Here is an 18,086-nt window from a genome sequence, read left to right on the forward strand (position 1 = left end):
AAGGTGCCGGCAGGCAGATTCGGACTGAGCGCCTAGCGCTTCTTCTCCACCCGTCCAGCCCAGAGGTCCGGGCGTCGTGCTTGCGTCAGCTTCTCCGCCTCGGAGCGCCGCCATTTGGCGATCTTGCCGTGATTGCCCGAAGTCAGGACCTCGGGGATCGCATGTCCTTCGAACTCCTGCGGCCTTGTGTAGTGCGGGTGCTCCAGGAGACCGCCTTCGAAGCTTTCTTCCTCACCTGATACTTCGTTGCCCATTACGCCGGGCAGGAGCCGCACAACCGCGTCGAGCAGCACAAGCGCCGCCGGCTCGCCGCCGGAGAGGATGAAATCGCCAATCGAGATTTCTTCAAGCTCGCGCGCGTCGATGACGCGCTGATCGACGCCTTCGAAGCGGCCGCACAGGATCACCGCGCCGGGCCCGGCGGCCAGCTCGCGCACGCGCTCCTGGGTCAGCGGCTTGCCGCGTGGGCTCATCAGGATACGCGGGCGCTGATCGCCGTCCGGCGAGGCATGGTCGATAGCCCTAGCGATGATGTCGGCGCGCATCACCATGCCGGCGCCTCCGCCGGCGGGGCTGTCGTCCACGGTCCGGTGTTTGTCTGTGGCGAAGTCGCGGATCTGAACTGCCTCCAGCGCCCAGTCACCGCGCTCCATTGCACGGCCGGCCAGCGACACCCCCAACGCCCCCGGAAACATCTCCGGATAGAGCGTGAGCACCGTTGCGCGAAACATCAGCGATTGCCCCCCGCATCCCTTGGACCGCGCGGGCGAGGTCGGGTGTCGAACTCGCCCTCTTCAGGCGGGGGGCCGAGCTCGTCGTCTTCGCTCTCTACCAGCCCGGCCGCGGCTGTGTCGATGCCGACAAAGCCACCCTTGATGTCGACCACGGGAACGGCCGCCTCGGTGAACGGAATCAGCACGCCCTTGCGGCCCTGATACTGGATGTCGAGGATGTCGCCGCCGCCGAAATTCTGCACGGCGATCACTTTGCCGACCTTGGCTCCGGTCTCGTCGCGCACCTCAAGCCCCATCAGGTCGGTGTGGTAGAACTCGCCGTCGTCGGCATCGTCTGGCAGCGCCGAACGGTCGATGAACAGCTCGAGATTGGTCAGCGCTTCCGCCGCATTGCGGTCGTTGACGCCCTTGAAGCGCACCACCACCACTTCGTTGGCCGGGCGGATCGAAGCGATTTCCAGGCTGCGGCCGTCCTTGGTGTAAAGCAGCCCGTAATCGGCCAGCGCCAGTGGATCGCCGGTGAAGGTCTTCACCCTGAGTTCGCCCTTGATGCCGTGGGCGGCGCCGATCACGGCCATCTGTACTGGATTTTCGAGCTTGGCCATGGCCGCTTCACCGCTTGCTAACTTGGTCTGGTTCACACTGACTTATTCAATCGGACCCCCGCTGCCAATGCAGGAATTCCTCGTCGTCGCAAAACCCGACCTGCAGGCGGCTCGCCAGCGCTGGCTGAAGGGGCTTGCCGGCGAGCGCCGGTTGTCGGCGTTGACCGTCGATGCCTATGAGCGCGACACGCGCCAGTTCCTGCAATTTCTGACCGGGCACAACAGCGGCCCTCCAGGCATTTCAGATATCAGCGACCTGCGCCCGGCTGACCTGCGCGGCTTTCTTGCCGCTCGCCGAAGCGACGGCGCCGGCGCGCGCACGCTTGGCCGCGGCCTTGCAGGAGTGCGCTCGCTTTTACGCTTTCTGGAGCGAGAAGGGCTGGTCAACGCCGCCGGCTCCGCTGCATTGCGCGCGCCAAAACAGCCGAAATCGCTGCCCAAACCTCTGACCGCGGTCGATGCCAAGCGGGTCGTCTCGGCAGGCGAACAATTGGCCGAGGAGCCGTGGATTGCCGCCCGCAACGCGGCCGTGTTGACGCTGCTCTATGGCTCGGGCCTGCGTATTTCCGAGGCGCTCGGGCTTTCCGGCGCCGAGCTTGTCTCGCCTTCCGACACGGTGCTGCGCATCTCGGGCAAGGGCGGCAAGACCCGGCTGGTGCCTGTCCTGCCGGTGGCGCTTGCGGCCGTTGCCGAATACCGCAAGCTTTGCCCCTATCACCTAAGCGCTGAAGCTGCATTGTTCCGCGGCGCTCGCGGCGGGCAGCTCGATCCTGCCATCATCCAGCGCGAGATGCGCAAGCTGCGCTCGGCGCTCAACCTGCCGGATACGGCGACGCCACACGCGCTGCGCCATTCCTTCGCCACCCATCTGCTCGGCCGTGGCGGCGATCTCAGGACCATCCAGGAGCTGCTCGGCCATGCCAGCCTTTCGACCACCCAGGTCTATACCGGCGTCGACACGGCAAGGCTGCTTGAGATCTACGATGCGGCCCACCCGCGCGCCTGACCGAGTTCGAGCCGGACAATTGTCACCACGGCATTAACCGTTTTGCCGCTTTTGACGGCTACACAGGCACAATGAAACGCTTCGTCGCCATCGCCGACCGTGCCTCGCTGCCTGCGCTGAAGCTGCTCGCAGCTGTCAACGTGCTGTTCTTCATCCTGTTCTTCGCCATTGCCTTTCTGGTATCGGGCAAGGCCCATGCCGAGGCACCTGCCTGCAAGGGCAAGGACATGCTGGCCGAGCTTCAGACGAGCGATCCGGCGCTGCTCGCAAAGATCGAAGCGGAGGCCAGGGCGACCATCAACGGCGAAGGACTTTTGTGGAAGCTGGAGAAGCCGGGCCAGAAGCCGTCCTGGCTCTATGGTACCATGCATGTGACCGATCCGCGCGTGACCGAGCTGGAGCCGGCGGCACAGACAGCCTTCGACGCCGCGCACACGCTGGTCATCGAGACGACCGACGTGCTCGACCAGCAGGCCATGCTCGCCTCGCTGATGAAGCAGCCCGAACTGATGATGTTCACCGACAACACAACGCTGACGTCGCTGATGACGCCTGATGAGGTGGCGACGGTGAACGCGGCGCTTGAGGCACGCGGCATCCCACCCGGTAGCGTCACCAAGATGAAGCCATGGATGCTCTCGGCGATGGTGGCACTGCCCGCCTGCGAACTCAGTCGCAAGGCCGCCGGCGCGCCTGTACTCGACATCCTGCTTGCCCAGAAGGCCAAGGCCGCCGGCAAGGACGTCAAGGGCCTGGAAAGCGCTGCCGACCAACTGTCGGCCGTGGCCTCGCTGCCGATCGAGTTCCACATCAAGGGTCTGGTCGAGACGCTCAAGCTCGGCGACCGCATGGACGATGTCATCGAAACGATGGTCGTGCTCTACCAGCGCGGTGACATCGGCATGTTCTGGCCGTTGTTCCGCAACGCTCTGCCGTCGGGCGGCAAGGATGATGAGTCCGGCTATGCCGCCTTCGAGGAAGCAATGGTCACCAGCCGCAACAAGACCATGGTCGAGCGCGCCGGGCCGCTGGTCGGCGCTGGCGATGCCTTCATGGCGGTCGGTGCGCTGCATCTGCCCGGCCCAGACGGCCTGGTCGACCTGTTCCGCAAGGCCGGTTACACGGTTACGGTCGCCGACCGCTGATCTAGCCTTTCGCCACCTGCGCCAGCATCGCCGGCACGATGATGTTGTGGAACGGCATGACGATGGCGAGATAGACGCGCCCGAACAGATTGTGCGGTCTGACCAGCGTCGAGGCGCTGATTTCCTGTCGGCCTTCGCCGAGTTCCTTGATCTCGACCAGAATCCGGAAATCGAGATGGCTGTCATCCAGCCCGAGAACCATGCGCGACTGCGATTGGCTCAGCACCGGAAACATTCCTTTGCGCCCGAGCTGCGGCGACAGCTCCGCCTCGCGCGTCTTCAGCCCGAACGGCCAGACCAGCAGGTTGCGCAGCGCCATCAGCGCCCTGATCCAGGCTGGCCGTTTGCCAAATGCACGCCCGGCTGCGGTATCCGCATCTAGAGATTGTCCTGATACCACGATGACAAAACGGTCGGCGAAGCTGGCGCCGGGCAGGACGTCTGTGGAGGTCGGGCTCGGCACGGCAGGCATGTCGTCTATCCCCGATTGCTGGACTGGTTGCAGCCTAATCCTGTTCCTGGGGCTTGGCGGCGTGGCGAAACGCCGCCTGGGCAGGTTCACTTCCAAATTTTCACAGCAATGTGAAACCGAACGCCATTTCGCGCGTTGATTGCGATGTTCACGCAATGATTGCGGAGCGCATCTGAGGGAGATCTCAATGGTGAACAATCCAGACTCGGGCCCCGGCCAGTCCAGTAGGGGCAGCACATGGCTGATCGCCGTCATCATCGTGTTGCTCGCTGCAGTGGCCTACTACGTCTTCGCGCCGCGGCACGCGGCAACGCCCCCGGCCGCCGAGCCCCCAGCCAGCAGCGCACCTGCGCCCAAGCCGGCTGAACCGGCACCGTCGACCTCGGCGCCGGCACCTGCTCCGGCTGCGCCCGCACCAGCACCGGCAACCCCGGCCCCAGCCACGCCGGCTCCGTCTGGCGGCACCACCACGACGCCTGCACCTTCGGGTGGCGCCATGGCTCCGGCTCCCGCCCCGGCAGCACCCGCAAACTGAGCTTACCCTCAAATACAAACGGCCCGCTCATCGAGCGGGCCGTTCCTGTTTCAGGCGCGTGGCGCAATCTTACATATGTCCAGACTTACATGTGAATCGGCTTGAAGAAGGTGGCCAGGGCCGCCTCCTTGACCGCTTCCGACATGGTCGGGTGGGCATGGCAGGTGCGGCCGAGGTCTTCGGACGAGCCGCCGAATTCCATCAGCACCGCCGCCTCGTGGATCATCTCGCCGGCACCGAAGCCGACGATGTGCACGCCCAGCACCTTGTCGCTGTCCTTGTCGGCCAGCACCTTCACGAAGCCATCGGTGTGCAGCATGGCCCGCGCCCGGCCGTTGGCGGTGAACGGGAATTTTCCGACCTTGTAGGCGACGCCGGCTTTCTTGAGCTCTTCCTCGGTCTTGCCGACCGAAGCAACCTCGGGGCTGGTATAGACCACGCCCGGGATGACGTCGTAGTTCACGTGGCCGGCCTGGCCGGCGATGATCTCGGCGACCGCGACGCCCTCGTCCTCGGCCTTGTGCGCCAGCATCGGGCCGACAACGACGTCGCCGATGGCATAGATGCCGGCAACATTGGTGCGCAGGTGACCGTCGGTCTTGACCCGGCCGCGCTCGTCCATCTCGACGCCGGCTTCCTTGAGGCCGAGGCCGTCGGTGTAGGGCTTGCGGCCGGTGGCGACCAGCACGACGTCTGCCTCAATGGTTTCCGCCGCGCCGCCCTTCACCGGCTCGAAGGTCACTGTCGCGCCCTTCTTGGCCTTGGCGGCACCAGTCACCTTGGAGCCGAGCTTGAACTCGAAGCCCTGCTTGGCCAGCATGCGCTGGAACTGCTTAGCGACGTCGCCGTCCATGCCGCCCAAGATGGTGTCGAGATACTCAACCACGGTCACCTTGGCGCCGAGGCGGGCCCATACCGAGCCGAGCTCGAGGCCGATGACGCCGCCGCCTACCACCACCAGGTGCCCGGGCACCTTTTCCAGCGACAGCGCGCCGGTCGAGGACACGATCACCTTCTCGTCAAAGGCGACATCGACGCCGGGAATGCCGGCGACGTCGGAACCAGTGGCGATGACGATGTTTTTGGTCTCGAGTTCCTGGGTCTTGCCATCAGCGCCGGTGACGCCGACCTTGCCGGCGCCCAACACCTTGCCTGTGCCCTGGAAGCTGTCGATCTTGTTCTTCTTGAACAGGAACGACACGCCGTTGACGTTGGAGGCGACGGTGGCGTCCTTGTGCGCCATCATCTTGGTCAGGTTCACCTTGGGCGCGCCGATCTCGATGCCGAGCGTGTCGAACGAATGCTGTGCCTCGGCCAGCATCTCCGACGCGTGCAGAAGCGCCTTGGAGGGAATGCAGCCGATGTTCAGGCAGGTGCCGCCGAGGGTCGCGTTCTTCTCGACCACGGCGACCTTCAAGCCGAGCTGCGCTGCCTTGATAGCGCACACATAGCCGCCTGGGCCCGATCCGATCACGACGACGTCATATGCCATTTTCTTGTCCTTCTCCTGGGGGCGGTCAGCGGCCGCCGCTCACGTTCAAAATCGAGCCCGTCGTATATGAGGCTGCATCCGACAAAAGCCAAATGACAGCCTGGGCAACTTCTTCTGCCTTGCCTTCGCGTTTCATCGGAACGAGGCCGCGAATGGCGGCGATCCGGTCCGGCTGTCCGCCCGAGGCATGGATTTCGGTATCGATGATGCCGGGGCGCACCGCATTGACGCGCACGCCCTCGGTGGCGACCTCCTTGGCCAGCCCGATGGTGAAAGTGTCGATGGCACCCTTGGAGGCGGCATAGTCGACATATTCGCCGGGCGAGCCGAGCGAGGCCGCAGCCGATGAGATGTTGACGATCGAGCCGCCCGCGCCGCCATGCTGGCTCGACATGCGCTTCACCGCCTCACGGGCGCACAGGATCGAGCCGACAACGTTGATGCGCATCATGCGCTCGAGCCTTTCGGCGCTCATCTCGTCGACGCGCGCCTTCATGTCGACCACGCCGGCATTGTTGACGAAGGCATCCAGCCTGCCGAAGGTCTTGTCCACCTTGGCGAACATGGCGAGTACGTCGGCTTCGTTGCCGACATCGCCCTTGATGGCGATGGCCTCGCCGCCTGATGCCTCCAGCTCGGCCACCAGGGTCTGCGCTGCAGCCGCGTTGGAGGCATAATTGAGGGCCACGCGATAGCCGGCAGCAACAGCCAGCCTGCAGATGGCAGCACCTATGCCGCGGCTGCCGCCCGTGACCAGCAGGACTTTGCCAGCAGTGCTCATTCCTGGCACCCGGCTATCTCGAACACGTCCCACGGCACTTTCGAGAACCCGTCGGGCCCATAGGCCGCCGACATGCGCAGCGAATGGCCGAGATCCGAGAAGATCAGCCTTTTCGGCGCCGGAGCCCCGATGCGCTCGCGCGGCAACAGTCCGACATTACCCTCGGCGTCGACGCTGTAGATGACGCCCTGCCACACCGTGCAGGCGTCCAGTTCCTCGCCGGTCACGTCGCCTTCGGGGCAACGGTGCATCAGCATGCCGTTCGGCCGCGCCACCCCGTCCGACCACATCACCACGCCATCGAGCACGGTGTCGTTGTCGAGCACCATCTTGAAGCTGTTGGTGACGGTGGCCGATTGCAGCGTCGGCCGAAAATCGATCGATGCCGCCTTGTCACGGTCTTCATAGACGGCGAGCTCGATCGGGCATGCGGCATTGGCCGTCGTCGCCGACAGCATCGCCACAGCCGAGATGAGCGCTGCAATACGCATCAGCCGGCCTGCACGGTGGCGAGCTTCACGCCAAGCCCGATGAAGATCATGCCGGTTGCCTTGTTGAACCAGCGGCCCCAGGAAACGAAACGCTCGCGCACCGAAGCCATGGTGAAGAACATCGACACGCCGACGAACCAGGCAATCAACACCACGGCCATCAGCAGGCCATAGACGCCCTTCACCGCTGCAGGGGTCTCGTGACTGACCATGGCCGTGAACAAGGGCACGAAGAACAGCACCGCCTTGGGGTTCAGCGCGTTGGTCACGAAGCCCATCAGGAAGCAGCGCATTGCCGAAACGGTTTTGACGTCATCACTGCCTTGCGGCATGTCGACGGCAGCGAGTTCCATCGGCCCGGCGCGCAGCGCCTTGATGCCGAGATAGACGAGATAGGCGGCGCCCGCCCATTTCAGCATGGAAAACAACAGCAGCGACTTCGACACGATCAGCCCGATGCCGAGGATGGTGTAGCTGACGTGGAACAGCAGCGATGTGCCAATGCCGAAGCTGGTGATGATTGCCGCGCGCCGGCCATGCACCACGCTCTGGCGCACGACCATGACGAAGTCGGCGCCGGGCACCACCAAAAGCACCGAGAACACGGCCAGCAGGCCGGCAAATTCGAATGCGTATTGGGTCACTGCTTCACCCCGTCCGTATTGGCGGCCAGCAGGGCGTTGCCCAGGGGCGCGTTGAACGCCCAGACATGGCCGAACGGATCCTGGATTTTGGCGTAGCGAGCGCCCCAGAACATGTCGTCGGGCTGCATGATAACCTTGGCGCCGGCAGCGACAGCGCGCTCGACCGCGGCATCGACTTCGCCTGCTAGTTTCAGGTTGATGTTGACGGTCATGCCGGCACCGCCCCTGGTCAGCGGCGACAGGACGTCTGCGCCGAATTCGGGAAACTCGTCGTGCAGCATCACTTCGCTGCCGAACATGGCGAGGTTGGCATGCAGCACGCGCATGCCGTCGTCGGCCAGCTGCTCGAAGGTCTCGACCGCGTCGAACGCCCTCTCATAGAAGGCGATCGCGGCCTTGCCGCCCTTGACGCAGAGATGCACCTGGATCGGGGGAATGTCGGGTTCGAAGGCCATATACGGTTCCTGTTGGCGCTAGGAATTTGAGCACAGGGCAAAAGCACGCTCCTGCCCATGTGCACAAGTGCCAGCACCGCTTTGCGCCGCAGCCACGTCGTTCCCCGTCCCGGTCTCAGCTCATCAGCCGGATCAGCATCATCACCAGCCCGACGATCGAGGCGAGCCAGACGACCGTGCGCAGAACTGGCACGCCCGCGGCGTATAGGACGACGTAGACCACGCGCGCTACGATCCACAGCATCGCACCCGTTGCCGCGATGCCGCCGGTCTTGCCGGTCAGCGCCAGTGCCAGCACCAGGGCGATGAAGGCCGGATAGGTTTCGAGCAGGTTGTGCAGCGCGCGCAGCAGCCTTCCGGCGACAACGCTTTTCGAGACGCGATTTTCGTCGCGGGCACTGAACAGATATTTCGGGCCGAGATCGCCGGTGGCAGAGGCCTGGGCGATCACCTGTGCAAGCAACAGTGCCGTGCTCCAGCCAAGCACCCAGATTTCAGTCGATGCTGCAACAGCTTCCATATGCGTTGTCCCCTCGAAGCGAGGCGATTGGCGCCTCGCCATGATCAGTTACAAGCGAAAGTCGTTTATCGGCCGGTCATTTCGACCGGCCACGAAGAATAATCTTCCCTGTGCAGCAGCCGCAACTCAGAGATCGAGAACCAGGCGCTCCGGATCTTCCAGGCTGTCCTTGACGCGGACCAGGAAGGTCACGGCTTCCTTGCCGTCGACGATGCGGTGATCGTAGGACAGCGCGAGATACATCATCGGGCGGATGACGATCTGGCCACCGACCACGACCGGACGATCCTGGATCTTGTGCATGCCGAGGATGCCCGACTGCGGCGCGTTCAGGATCGGGGTCGACATCAGCGAGCCGTAGACGCCGCCGTTCGAGATGGTGAAGGTGCCGCCCTGCATGTCGGCGACCGACAGTTTGCCGTCGCGCGCGGCGAGGCCGAGGCGACCGATTTCCTTCTCGATCTCGGCGATCGACATCTGGTCGGCATCGCGCACGACAGGAACCACCAGGCCCTTTTCGGTGCCGACGGCAACGCCGACATGGGCGAAGTTCTTGTAGATGATGTCGGTGCCGTCGATCTCGGCGTTGACGGCCGGGATTTCCTTCAGCGCGTGCGTCACGGCTTTGGTGAAGAAGCCCATGAAGCCGAGCTTCACGCCGTGCTTCTTCTCGAAGATGTCCTTGTACTTCGAACGCAGCGACATCACCGCGCTCATGTCGACCTCGTTGAAGGTGGTCAGCATGGCGGCCGTCGACTGCGCCTCCTTGAGGCGGCGGGCGATCGTCTGGCGCAGCTTGGTCATGCGCACGCGCTCTTCGCGCGGGGCATCTTCAGTGCTCGACGGGGCGCGTGCAACGACAGGGGCGGCAACCGGAGCTGCGGCAGGCGCCGAAACGCCCTTGGCGATGGCTTCGAGCACGTCGCCCTTGAGCACCTGGCCACGCTTGCCCGAACCGGCGACCTGGTCGACCGACAGGTTGGTCTCGGCGAGCAGCTTGGCTGCGGCCGGTGCCGGCGGCATCTTGCGCTCTTCGATGGGGGGAGCGCCGGCGACCGATGCGGTCTGGGCGATGGCTTCCTTGACGGTCGAGGGAGCATTCGGTGCGGAGGCCTGGGCGACTGCGGCGGGCTTCGGAGCGGCCACAGCACCGTCGGCAGCGCCGATGGTGCCGAGCAGCGCGCCGACGCCGACGGTCTCGCCTTCCTTGACGGCCAGTTCGACCAGAACGCCGGCGGAAGGCGCCGGCACTTCGATGGTGACCTTGTCGGTTTCGAGTTCGACCAAGGGTTCATCGACGACGATCACGTCGCCGGCTTTCTTGAACCACTTGCCGATGGTTGCCTCGGAAACGGATTCGCCGAGGGTAGGGACACGGATTTCGGTAGCCATTTTTTGCCTGTCCGTTCTTTGTTTATTCGCCGAGGGCGTCGTCGAGGAATGCCTGGAGCTGCGCCAGGTGCTTGGACATCAGGCCCGTCGCCGGGGAGGCGGCGGCCGGACGGCCGGTGTAGCGCACGCGCTGGTGCTTGGCGTCGATATGGGCGAGCACCCATTCCAGATACGGGTCGATGAACGACCACGCGCCCATGTTCTTGGGCTCTTCCTGGCACCACACCATCTCCGCGTTGCGGAAACGGCTGAGTTCGGTGATCAGCGCCTTGGCTGGGAACGGATAGAGCTGCTCGACGCGCAACAGGTAGATGTCGTCGATGCCGCGCTTCTCGCGCTCCTCGTAGAGATCGTAATAGACCTTGCCGGTGCAGAGCACGACGCGGCGGATCTTCGAATCCTTGACCAGCTTGATCGGCTCGTTGCCGAGATACTGGGCGTCGTCCCACAGCAGGCGGTGGAACGAGCTCTCGCCCGAGATCTCCGACAGCGAAGACACGGCGCGCTTGTGGCGCAACAGCGACTTCGGCGTCATCAGGATCAGCGGCTTGCGGAAGTCGCGCTTCAGCTGCCGGCGCAGGATGTGGAAGTAGTTGGCCGGCGTGGTGACGTTGGCCACCTGCATGTTGTCTTCGGCGCAAAGCTGCAGGAAGCGCTCGAGGCGCGCCGAGGAGTGCTCGGGGCCCTGGCCTTCATAGCCATGCGGCAATAGACAAACGAGGCCCGACATGCGCAGCCACTTGCGTTCACCAGACGAGATGAACTGGTCGAACACCACCTGGGCGCCGTTGGCGAAGTCGCCGAACTGGGCTTCCCAGAGCGTCAGCGCCTTGGGCTCGGCGAGCGAATAGCCATATTCGAAGCCGAGCACGGCCTCTTCCGAGAGCATCGAGTTGATGACCTCGTAGCCGGCCTGTGCCGCCGACAGGTTGTTGAGCGGGATGTAGCGGTTTTCGTCGCGCTGATCGTAGAGCACGGTGTGGCGCTGCGAGAACGTGCCACGCTCGGAATCCTGACCCGACAGGCGGATCGGATTGCCGTCCAGCAGGATCGAGCCGAACGCCAGCGATTCCGCTGTTGCCCAGTCGAGGCCTTCGCCCGTCTCGATTGCCTGGCGGCGGTTTTCGAGGAAGCGCGCGATGGTGCGGTGGACTTCGAAGTCCTTCGGCACTTCGGTCAGCTTCTTGCCGATTTCCTTCAAAGTCTTCACCGGTACCGCGGTCTTGCCACGGCGCAGTTCGTCCTGGTTGTCGGCGGCGCGCAGGCCAGACCACTGGCCATCGAGCCAGTCGGCCTTGTTCGGCTTGTAGGCCTGGCCTGCCTCGAACTCGGTCTCGAGGTTGGCGCGCCAGTCGGCACGCATCTGGTCGACGTCGGCCTGGCCCAGCAGGCCTTCGTTGATCAGCTTGTCCGCATAGACCTGCACCACCGTCTTATGGGTGCGGATGTTGCGGTACATGATCGGCTGGGTGAAGCCCGGCTCGTCGCCTTCATTGTGGCCGAAGCGGCGGTAGCAGAACATGTCCACGACGACAGGCTTGTGGAACTTCATGCGGAATTCGGTCGCGACCTTGGCCGCGAAAACGACAGCTTCCGGATCGTCGCCGTTGACGTGGAAGATCGGCGCCTCAATCATCTTGGCCACGTCGGACGGGTAGGGCGACGAGCGCGAGAAACGCGGGTTCGTCGTGAAGCCGATCTGGTTGTTGATGATGACGTGCAGCGTGCCGGCGACGCGGTGGCCGCGCAGGCCCGACAGGCCGAGGATTTCGGCGATCACGCCCTGGCCGGCGAACGCAGCATCGCCATGCAGCAAGAGCGGCATGACCTTGGCGCGCTCTTCCTGCGGCACGATCTCGCCACGGGCGCGGCCGAACAGCTGGTCCTGCTTGGCGCGGGCCTTGCCCATCACCACGGGATCGACGATCTCGAGATGCGAGGGGTTGGCGGTCAGCGACAGGTGCACCTTGTTGCCGTCGAACTCGCGGTCCGACGAAGCGCCGAGATGGTACTTCACGTCACCAGAGCCTTCGACGTCGTCAGGCGCATAGGAGCCGCCCTTGAACTCGTGGAACACGGCGCGGTGCGGCTTGGCCATGACGTTGGTCAGGACGTTGAGGCGGCCGCGGTGAGCCATGCCGAGCACGACCTCCTGCAGGCCGAGCGAACCTCCGCGCTTGATGATCTGCTCGAGCGCCGGGATCAGCGACTCGCCGCCGTCAAGGCCGAAGCGCTTGGTGCCCTTGTACTTGACGTCGATGAACTGCTCGAAGCCCTCGGCTTCGATCAGCTTCTGCAGGATCGCCTTCTTGCCTTCGGCGGTGAAGCTGATTTCCTTGTCCGGACCCTCGATGCGAGCCTGGATCCACGCCTTCTCCTCGGGATCGGAGATGTGCATGAACTCGACGCCGAGCGTCGAGCAATAGGTGCGCTTCAGGATCTCGAGCATCTCGCGGATGGTCGCGTATTCGAGCCCGAGCACATGGTCGATGAAGATCGGCCGGTCGTAGTCGGCGGCGGTGAAGCCATAGGCCTCCGGCGACAGCTCGTTATAGTCCTCGAGCGGCTTGGCGATGCCGAGCGGATCGAGATTGGCGTGCAGGTGGCCGCGCATGCGGTAAGCGCGGATCATCATGATGGCGCGCACGGAATCGCGCGTCGCCTGCATCACGTCGATCGGCGAGACCTTGACGCCATCGGCGGCCGCCTTGTCCTTGACCTTCTTCTCGACGACCTTCTCGACCAGGCCCCAGTTGCCGTCGAGCGCCGACACCAGTTCGCCATTGGCCTGCAGCGGCCAGCTCGGCCGCGACCAGGACGCGCCCTTGGCGTTCTTGCGGATGTCGCCGGCGTCGTCCTTCAGCGCGCCGAAGAAGTCGCGCCATTCCTGATCGACCGATTCAGGGTCGTCGAGATAGGCGGCGTGCAGCGCCTCGATGTAGTCGGCGTTGCCGCCATAGAGGAAGGAAGTGAGGGAAAATTGGTCGTTGGCCTGATCTGATCGTGCCATCTGATTTCGGAGCTCTGCTCCGTCTCCTTGTTTTGGTCCTTCGCGCCGTGCCGCCCTGCCGCCGCGTCGCCCCTTGAGGGGGAAGCGCCGACGCCCTCCCCCCGCGCTGTGCAGGGAGAGGGCATTTCAGGTGAGATGTCTGGCGGGCTTGCGCCGCGAAAGACTCCTTCTCAATTCGAGCCGTCAGGCCCTTTTCAGCCCTTGATCGCCTCGACCAGCGTGGTGCCGAGACGTGCCGGCGATGGCGACACGCGGATGCCCGCTGCCTCCATGGCCGCGATCTTGTCCTCGGCGCCGCCCTTGCCGCCCGAGATCACTGCGCCGGCGTGGCCCATGGTGCGGCCTTCCGGTGCGGTGCGTCCGGCGATGAAGCCGGCCATCGGCTTCTTGCGGCCGCGCTTGGCTTCGTCGATGAGGAACTGCGCTGCGTCCTCCTCGGCCGAGCCGCCGATCTCGCCGATCATGATGATCGACTTGGTCTCGTCGTCGGCCAGGAACATCTCGAGCATGTCGATGAATTCCGTGCCCTTGACCGGGTCGCCGCCGATGCCGACGGCGGTCGACTGGCCGAGACCGGCGTTCGTCGTCTGGAACACCGCCTCATAGGTAAGCGTGCCGGAGCGCGAAACAACGCCGACCGAGCCCTTGCGGAAGATGTTGCCCGGCATGATGCCGATCTTGCACTGGTCGGGGGTGACGATGCCAGGGCAGTTCGGGCCGATCAGGCGCGAGGTCGAGCGGTCGAGGCGCGCCTTGACCTTGATCATGTCGGTGACCGGAATGCCCTCGGTGATGCAGACGATCAGCGGGATCTCGGCTTCGATCGCCTCGATGATCGCTTCCGCTGCACCTGCCGGCGGGACATAGACCACGGACGCATTGGCGCCGGTCTTTTCCTTGCCTTCGGCAACCGAAGCGAAGATCGGCAGGGTCTCGCCCTTGGCGCCGGTCCAGTTTTCGCCGCCCTTCTTGGGGTGGATGCCGCCGACCATCTTGGTGCCGTGATAGGCCAGCGCCTGTTCGGTGTGGAACGTTCCGGTCTTGCCGGTCAGGCCCTGCACCAGGATCTTGGTGTTCTTGTCGATGAGAATGGACATGGATCAGTTCCCCTTCACCGCAGCGACGATCTTCTTCGCCGCGTCGTCGAGGTCGTCGGCCGACGTGACGTTCAGCCCGCTCTCGTTGATGATCTTCTTGCCGAGTTCGGCATTGGTGCCTTCGAGGCGCACGACCAGCGGAACCTTGAGGCCCACTTCCTTGACCGCCGCGATCACGCCCTCGGCAATGACATCGCACTTCATGATGCCGCCGAAGATGTTGATCAGGATGCCTTCGACCGCGGGATCCGCGGTGATGATCTTGAACGCCGCCGTCACCTTCTCCTTCGAAGCACCGCCGCCGACGTCGAGGAAGTTGGCAGGCTCGGCGCCGTAGAGCTTGATGATGTCCATCGTCGCCATGGCGAGACCGGCGCCGTTGACCATGCAGCCGATGTTGCCGTCGAGAGCGACATAAGCGAGGTCATACTTCGAGGCCTCGATTTCCTTGGCGTCTTCTTCGGTCGTGTCGCGCAGCTCGACCACGTCGGCGTGGCGGAACAGCGCGTTGTTGTCGAACGAGATCTTGGCGTCGAGAACGCGCAGGCGGCCGTTGGTCATGACGATCAGCGGATTGATCTCGAGCAGGCTCATGTCCTTCTCGACAAAGGCCTTGTAGAGGATCGGGAACAGCTTCTCGCCGTCAGCCGCTGCCTCGCCCGTGAGCTTCAGGGCGCCGTTCAGCGCCTTGAGGTCGGCGGCCGTCACGCCCGCTTCCGGGTCGATGGCGACGGTGATGATCTTCTCGGGCGTGTCATGGGCGACAGCCTCGATGTCCATGCCGCCTTCGGTCGAAACCACGAAAGCAACGCGGCCGACGGTGCGGTCGACCAGGATCGACAAATACAGCTCGCGATCGATGTCAGCGCCGTCTTCGATGTAGAGGCGGTTGACCTGCTTGCCGGCCGGGCCGGTCTGCTTGGTCACCAGCGTGTTGCCGAGCATCTCCTTGGAGAAGGCGACAACTTCCTCGATCGACTTGGCGAGACGCACGCCACCCTTGGCGTCGGGCGACAGTTCCTTGAACTTGCCCTTGCCGCGGCCGCCGGCGTGGATCTGGCTCTTCACGACGTAGAGCGGACCGGGAAGGCTCTTGGCCGCAGCCTCGGCTTCCTCGACCTTGAAGACCGGCACGCCGTCAGCGACGGGCGCACCGAAACCCTTGAGCAACTGCTTGCCCTGATATTCGTGGATGTTCATCGAAAACCCCTTACTTCTTGCCGAGGTTCGGCGCGATCGCCACGCAGGCGTCGCAGAGGCCCTTCACGGCCTCGACCGACTTCTCGAACATCTTCTGCTCGGCCTTGTTGAAATCGATCTCGATGACGCGCTCGACGCCACCGGCGCCGATCACGACAGGAACGCCGACATACATGTCCTTGATGCCGTACTGGCCCGACAGGTGCGCAGCGCAAGGCAGCACGCGCTTCTTGTCCTTGAGATAGGCTTCGGCCATGGCGACCGCCGACGAGGCCGGCGCATAGTAGGCAGAGCCGGTCTTGAGCAGGCCGACGATCTCGCCGCCGCCCTTGCGGGTGCGCTCGACGATGGCGTCGAGCTTCTCCTGGCTGGTCCAGCCCATCTTGACGAGGTCGGGCAGCGGGATGCCGGCAACGGTCGAATACCGCACCATCGGCACCATGTCGTCGCCGTGGCCGCCCAGCGTCATCGCCGAGACGTCTTCGACCGAAACCTTGAACTCGTCGGCCAGGAAGTGGCGGAAGCGGGCCGAGTCAAGCACGCCGGCCATGCCGACGACGTGGCTCTTGGGCAGGCCCGAGAATTTCTGCAGCGCCCACACCATGGCGTCGAGCGGGTTGGTGATGCAGATGACGAAGGCGTTCGGGGCATATTTCTTGATGCCGGCGCCGACCTGCTCCATGACCTTCAGATTGATGCCCAGAAGGTCGTCGCGGCTCATGCCTGGCTTGCGCGGCACGCCAGCGGTGACGATGCAGACGTCAGCGCCCTCGATGCCGGCATAGTCGTTGACGCCGACATAGCGGGCGTCGAAGCCGTCGACCGGCGCGGACTCGGCGATGTCGAGGCCCTTGCCCTGCGGAATGCCTTCGGCAATGTCGAAGAGGACGACGTCGCCGAGCTCCTTGAGACCGATCATGTGGGCGAGCGTGCCGCCGATCATGCCCGAGCCGATGAGGGCTATCTTGTTGCGTGCCATGAAGGAATTTCCCTTTGCCTTTAACGACGCCGTGACGGCGGGTGTGGAACAGGTTTGGGCCAGACAGGCCGCAGGATGCAGCCAGAAAATAGCGGCTCGCAATAGCTCCGTGGCCAAAAAAATTCAACCGATTATTTCCAACCCAACTAATTCAATCGGTTAGAAACAACGGGATTTACGTAAACGTCAAAGTTTTGTGACGAAAATGCAAACAAAATATGAAGAGGGGCGGCGATGACCGGCATCCAGATCCGCAGACTCCTGCCCGGCGAGGAATTGCTGCGCCGCACCTGATGTCTTCGACGGCCCCGTCGATCAGGCCCGGCTGGGCGCCTGCCTGGCGCAGCCGGGCTACCTGCTCTTCGTCGCCCTCGATGATGGCCGAGATGTGGCGCAGGCCGCGGCCATGATCCACCATCACGCCGACGGGTCGCCGGAACTCTATGTCTGTACAATCGGCGTCTCTGATCGATGCCCTCTTTGCTGCTGGCCGCGCTGAAGCCTGGCTCGGCACCGATCCCGACAACCTCCCCGCCCGCGCCCTCTACGAAAGACGCAAGGAGCCGGCAGAGCCGGTGGAGATGTTTGTCATGTATGCGTATGACTTGAGAGCTGAGAGGTGAGAGCCCGAAAGACCGGTCTCTCCGCCATCGGCTTAGGGGAGCTGCCGCGGACCGGCGGTTTTCATGCATGCACGCCATGCGCGTAAAAAAGACGCTGCCAAGGCGTGACAAATGGCGGAAATGGCGCTATGTGCCCGTCCGAACCGGGCGAAAAATCGTCCAGTCCCGTCAACAATGACGGTGTAGTCGCCACTGCCGGAAGGCCCGAAAGGGAGTGAAGGCATAGCCGAGCGGTCATTGGAACTGCAAGGCGAGTGTTGGGCGCTCTGGCTGTCGGAAGAACAAGAAGTGGATTTTTGAGATGGATATCATCCGCCAGCTCGAGGCCGAACAGGCCGCCAAGATCGAAGCCAAGCGCACCCTGCCCGAATTCCAGCCCGGCGACACCGTTCGCGTGCTGGTTCGCGTCACCGAAGGTTCGCGCACCCGCGTCCAGGCCTATGAAGGCGTTGTGATCGCTCGTTCGGGCGCCGGCTTCCAGGAAAACTTCACCGTCCGCAAGATCTCCTATGGCGAAGGCGTGGAGCGCGTGTTCCCGGTCTACTCGCCGATGATCGAGGGCGTCGAGATCGTCCGCCGCGGCAAGGTCCGTCGCGCCAAGCTGTACTACCTGCGGGACCGTCGCGGTAAGTCGGCTCGTATCGTCGAGAACACCGGCGTTCGCGCCCGCAAGCTGAACGACGCCGAGCGCGACGCAGCCAACGCCGAGAAGGCCCGCATCGAGGCCGAGAAGGTCGCAGCCGCCGAGGCGCTGGCCGCCGAGAAGGCCGCTCAGGAAGCCGCCGAGAAGAAGGCTGCTGCCGAGGCCGCCAAGGCTGCCGAAGCCACCGCCGAGTAATCGCTGGCGCTACCAGGTTTCGAAAGGGCGGCTTCGTGCCGCCCTTTTTTGTTTCGGGAGGACGAAA

General features: G+C 64.1%; 18 protein-coding genes. 3 read left to right on the plus strand and 15 right to left on the minus strand.

Translation table 11 applies throughout. From position 1 onward, the window contains the following. Positions 1–32: 32 nt before the first annotated feature. Positions 33–734, minus strand: coding sequence for a tRNA (guanosine(37)-N1)-methyltransferase TrmD (trmD, locus tag NDO48_RS07650; protein WP_267321330.1), 702 nt, complete (start codon positions 732–734; stop codon positions 33–35). Next, complete coding sequence (rimM, locus tag NDO48_RS07655) at positions 731–1,339, minus strand: ribosome maturation factor RimM (RefSeq protein ID WP_267321247.1); 609 nt, start codon at positions 1,337–1,339, stop codon at positions 731–733. Before rimM ends, trmD begins: the two co-directional genes overlap by 4 nt. Positions 1,340–1,406: 67 nt before the next feature. Between rimM and NDO48_RS07660 the strand changes: the two genes are divergently transcribed. After that, on the plus strand, positions 1,407–2,345 hold the full coding sequence (locus NDO48_RS07660) for a tyrosine recombinase XerC (protein WP_018430341.1): 939 nt from the start codon (positions 1,407–1,409) through the stop codon (positions 2,343–2,345). 71 nt (positions 2,346–2,416) lie between these two features. Beyond that, complete coding sequence (locus NDO48_RS07665; protein ID WP_267321248.1) at positions 2,417–3,490, plus strand: TraB/GumN family protein; 1,074 nt, start codon at positions 2,417–2,419, stop codon at positions 3,488–3,490. Between the two features lies 1 nt (position 3,491). Here NDO48_RS07665 and NDO48_RS30455 read toward each other — a convergent pair whose 3' ends face one another. The 13 genes from NDO48_RS30455 to mdh form a co-directional block, all read right to left on the minus strand. After that, positions 3,492–4,220, minus strand: a complete 729-nt coding sequence (locus NDO48_RS30455; RefSeq protein ID WP_323848093.1) for a DUF2867 domain-containing protein — start codon at positions 4,218–4,220, stop codon at positions 3,492–3,494. 24 nt (positions 4,221–4,244) lie between these two features. Further along, entirely contained in the window at positions 4,245–4,460 is a 216-nt protein-coding gene (locus tag NDO48_RS07675; protein WP_267321249.1) for a hypothetical protein, read from the minus strand. Positions 4,461–4,582: 122 nt separating this feature from the next. Continuing rightward, the gene (gene lpdA / locus NDO48_RS07680) at positions 4,583–5,989 is read right to left on the minus strand and encodes a dihydrolipoyl dehydrogenase (protein WP_018430337.1); all 1,407 of its coding nucleotides are present in this window, start codon (positions 5,987–5,989) and stop codon (positions 4,583–4,585) included. Between the two features lie 25 nt (positions 5,990–6,014). Beyond that, positions 6,015–6,770 (minus strand): SDR family oxidoreductase, encoded by a 756-nt coding sequence (locus tag NDO48_RS07685; protein ID WP_018430336.1) that lies wholly within the window; start codon positions 6,768–6,770, stop codon positions 6,015–6,017. Next, entirely contained in the window at positions 6,767–7,261 is a 495-nt protein-coding gene (locus NDO48_RS07690) for a hypothetical protein (protein ID WP_018430335.1), read from the minus strand. The genes NDO48_RS07685 and NDO48_RS07690 overlap by 4 nt, the downstream gene beginning before the upstream one ends. After that, a complete protein-coding gene (locus NDO48_RS07695) occupies positions 7,261–7,905 on the minus strand; it encodes a LysE family transporter (protein ID WP_018430334.1) in 645 nt (214 codons plus the stop codon). Before NDO48_RS07695 ends, NDO48_RS07690 begins: the two co-directional genes overlap by 1 nt. After that, on the minus strand, positions 7,902–8,360 hold the full coding sequence (locus NDO48_RS07700) for a VOC family protein (RefSeq protein WP_018430333.1): 459 nt from the start codon (positions 8,358–8,360) through the stop codon (positions 7,902–7,904). Before NDO48_RS07700 ends, NDO48_RS07695 begins: the two co-directional genes overlap by 4 nt. A 115-nt stretch (positions 8,361–8,475) precedes the next feature. After that, positions 8,476–8,880, minus strand: a complete 405-nt coding sequence (locus NDO48_RS07705) for an MAPEG family protein (RefSeq protein WP_267321250.1) — start codon at positions 8,878–8,880, stop codon at positions 8,476–8,478. A 126-nt stretch (positions 8,881–9,006) separates the two neighbouring features. Beyond that, the gene (gene odhB / locus NDO48_RS07710; RefSeq protein ID WP_018430331.1) at positions 9,007–10,272 is read right to left on the minus strand and encodes a 2-oxoglutarate dehydrogenase complex dihydrolipoyllysine-residue succinyltransferase; all 1,266 of its coding nucleotides are present in this window, start codon (positions 10,270–10,272) and stop codon (positions 9,007–9,009) included. A 22-nt stretch (positions 10,273–10,294) separates the two neighbouring features. Then, complete coding sequence (locus NDO48_RS07715; RefSeq protein WP_018430330.1) at positions 10,295–13,282, minus strand: 2-oxoglutarate dehydrogenase E1 component; 2,988 nt, start codon at positions 13,280–13,282, stop codon at positions 10,295–10,297. Between the two features lie 194 nt (positions 13,283–13,476). Beyond that, positions 13,477–14,379 (minus strand): succinate--CoA ligase subunit alpha, encoded by a 903-nt coding sequence (gene sucD, locus NDO48_RS07720; protein ID WP_018430329.1) that lies wholly within the window; start codon positions 14,377–14,379, stop codon positions 13,477–13,479. Positions 14,380–14,382: 3 nt separating this feature from the next. Beyond that, positions 14,383–15,579, minus strand: a complete 1,197-nt coding sequence (sucC, locus tag NDO48_RS07725) for an ADP-forming succinate--CoA ligase subunit beta (RefSeq protein ID WP_018430328.1) — start codon at positions 15,577–15,579, stop codon at positions 14,383–14,385. Between the two features lie 10 nt (positions 15,580–15,589). Continuing rightward, entirely contained in the window at positions 15,590–16,558 is a 969-nt protein-coding gene (mdh, locus tag NDO48_RS07730) for a malate dehydrogenase (RefSeq protein ID WP_018430327.1), read from the minus strand. A gap of 924 nt (positions 16,559–17,482) precedes the next feature. Here mdh and rplS point away from each other — a divergent pair. Beyond that, the gene (rplS, locus tag NDO48_RS07735) at positions 17,483–18,019 is read left to right on the plus strand and encodes a 50S ribosomal protein L19 (RefSeq protein WP_018430324.1); all 537 of its coding nucleotides are present in this window, start codon (positions 17,483–17,485) and stop codon (positions 18,017–18,019) included. Positions 18,020–18,086 lie beyond the last annotated feature (67 nt).

The organism is Aminobacter sp. MET-1 (assembly GCF_026521175.1).
GTDB lineage: Bacteria > Pseudomonadota > Alphaproteobacteria > Rhizobiales > Rhizobiaceae > Aminobacter.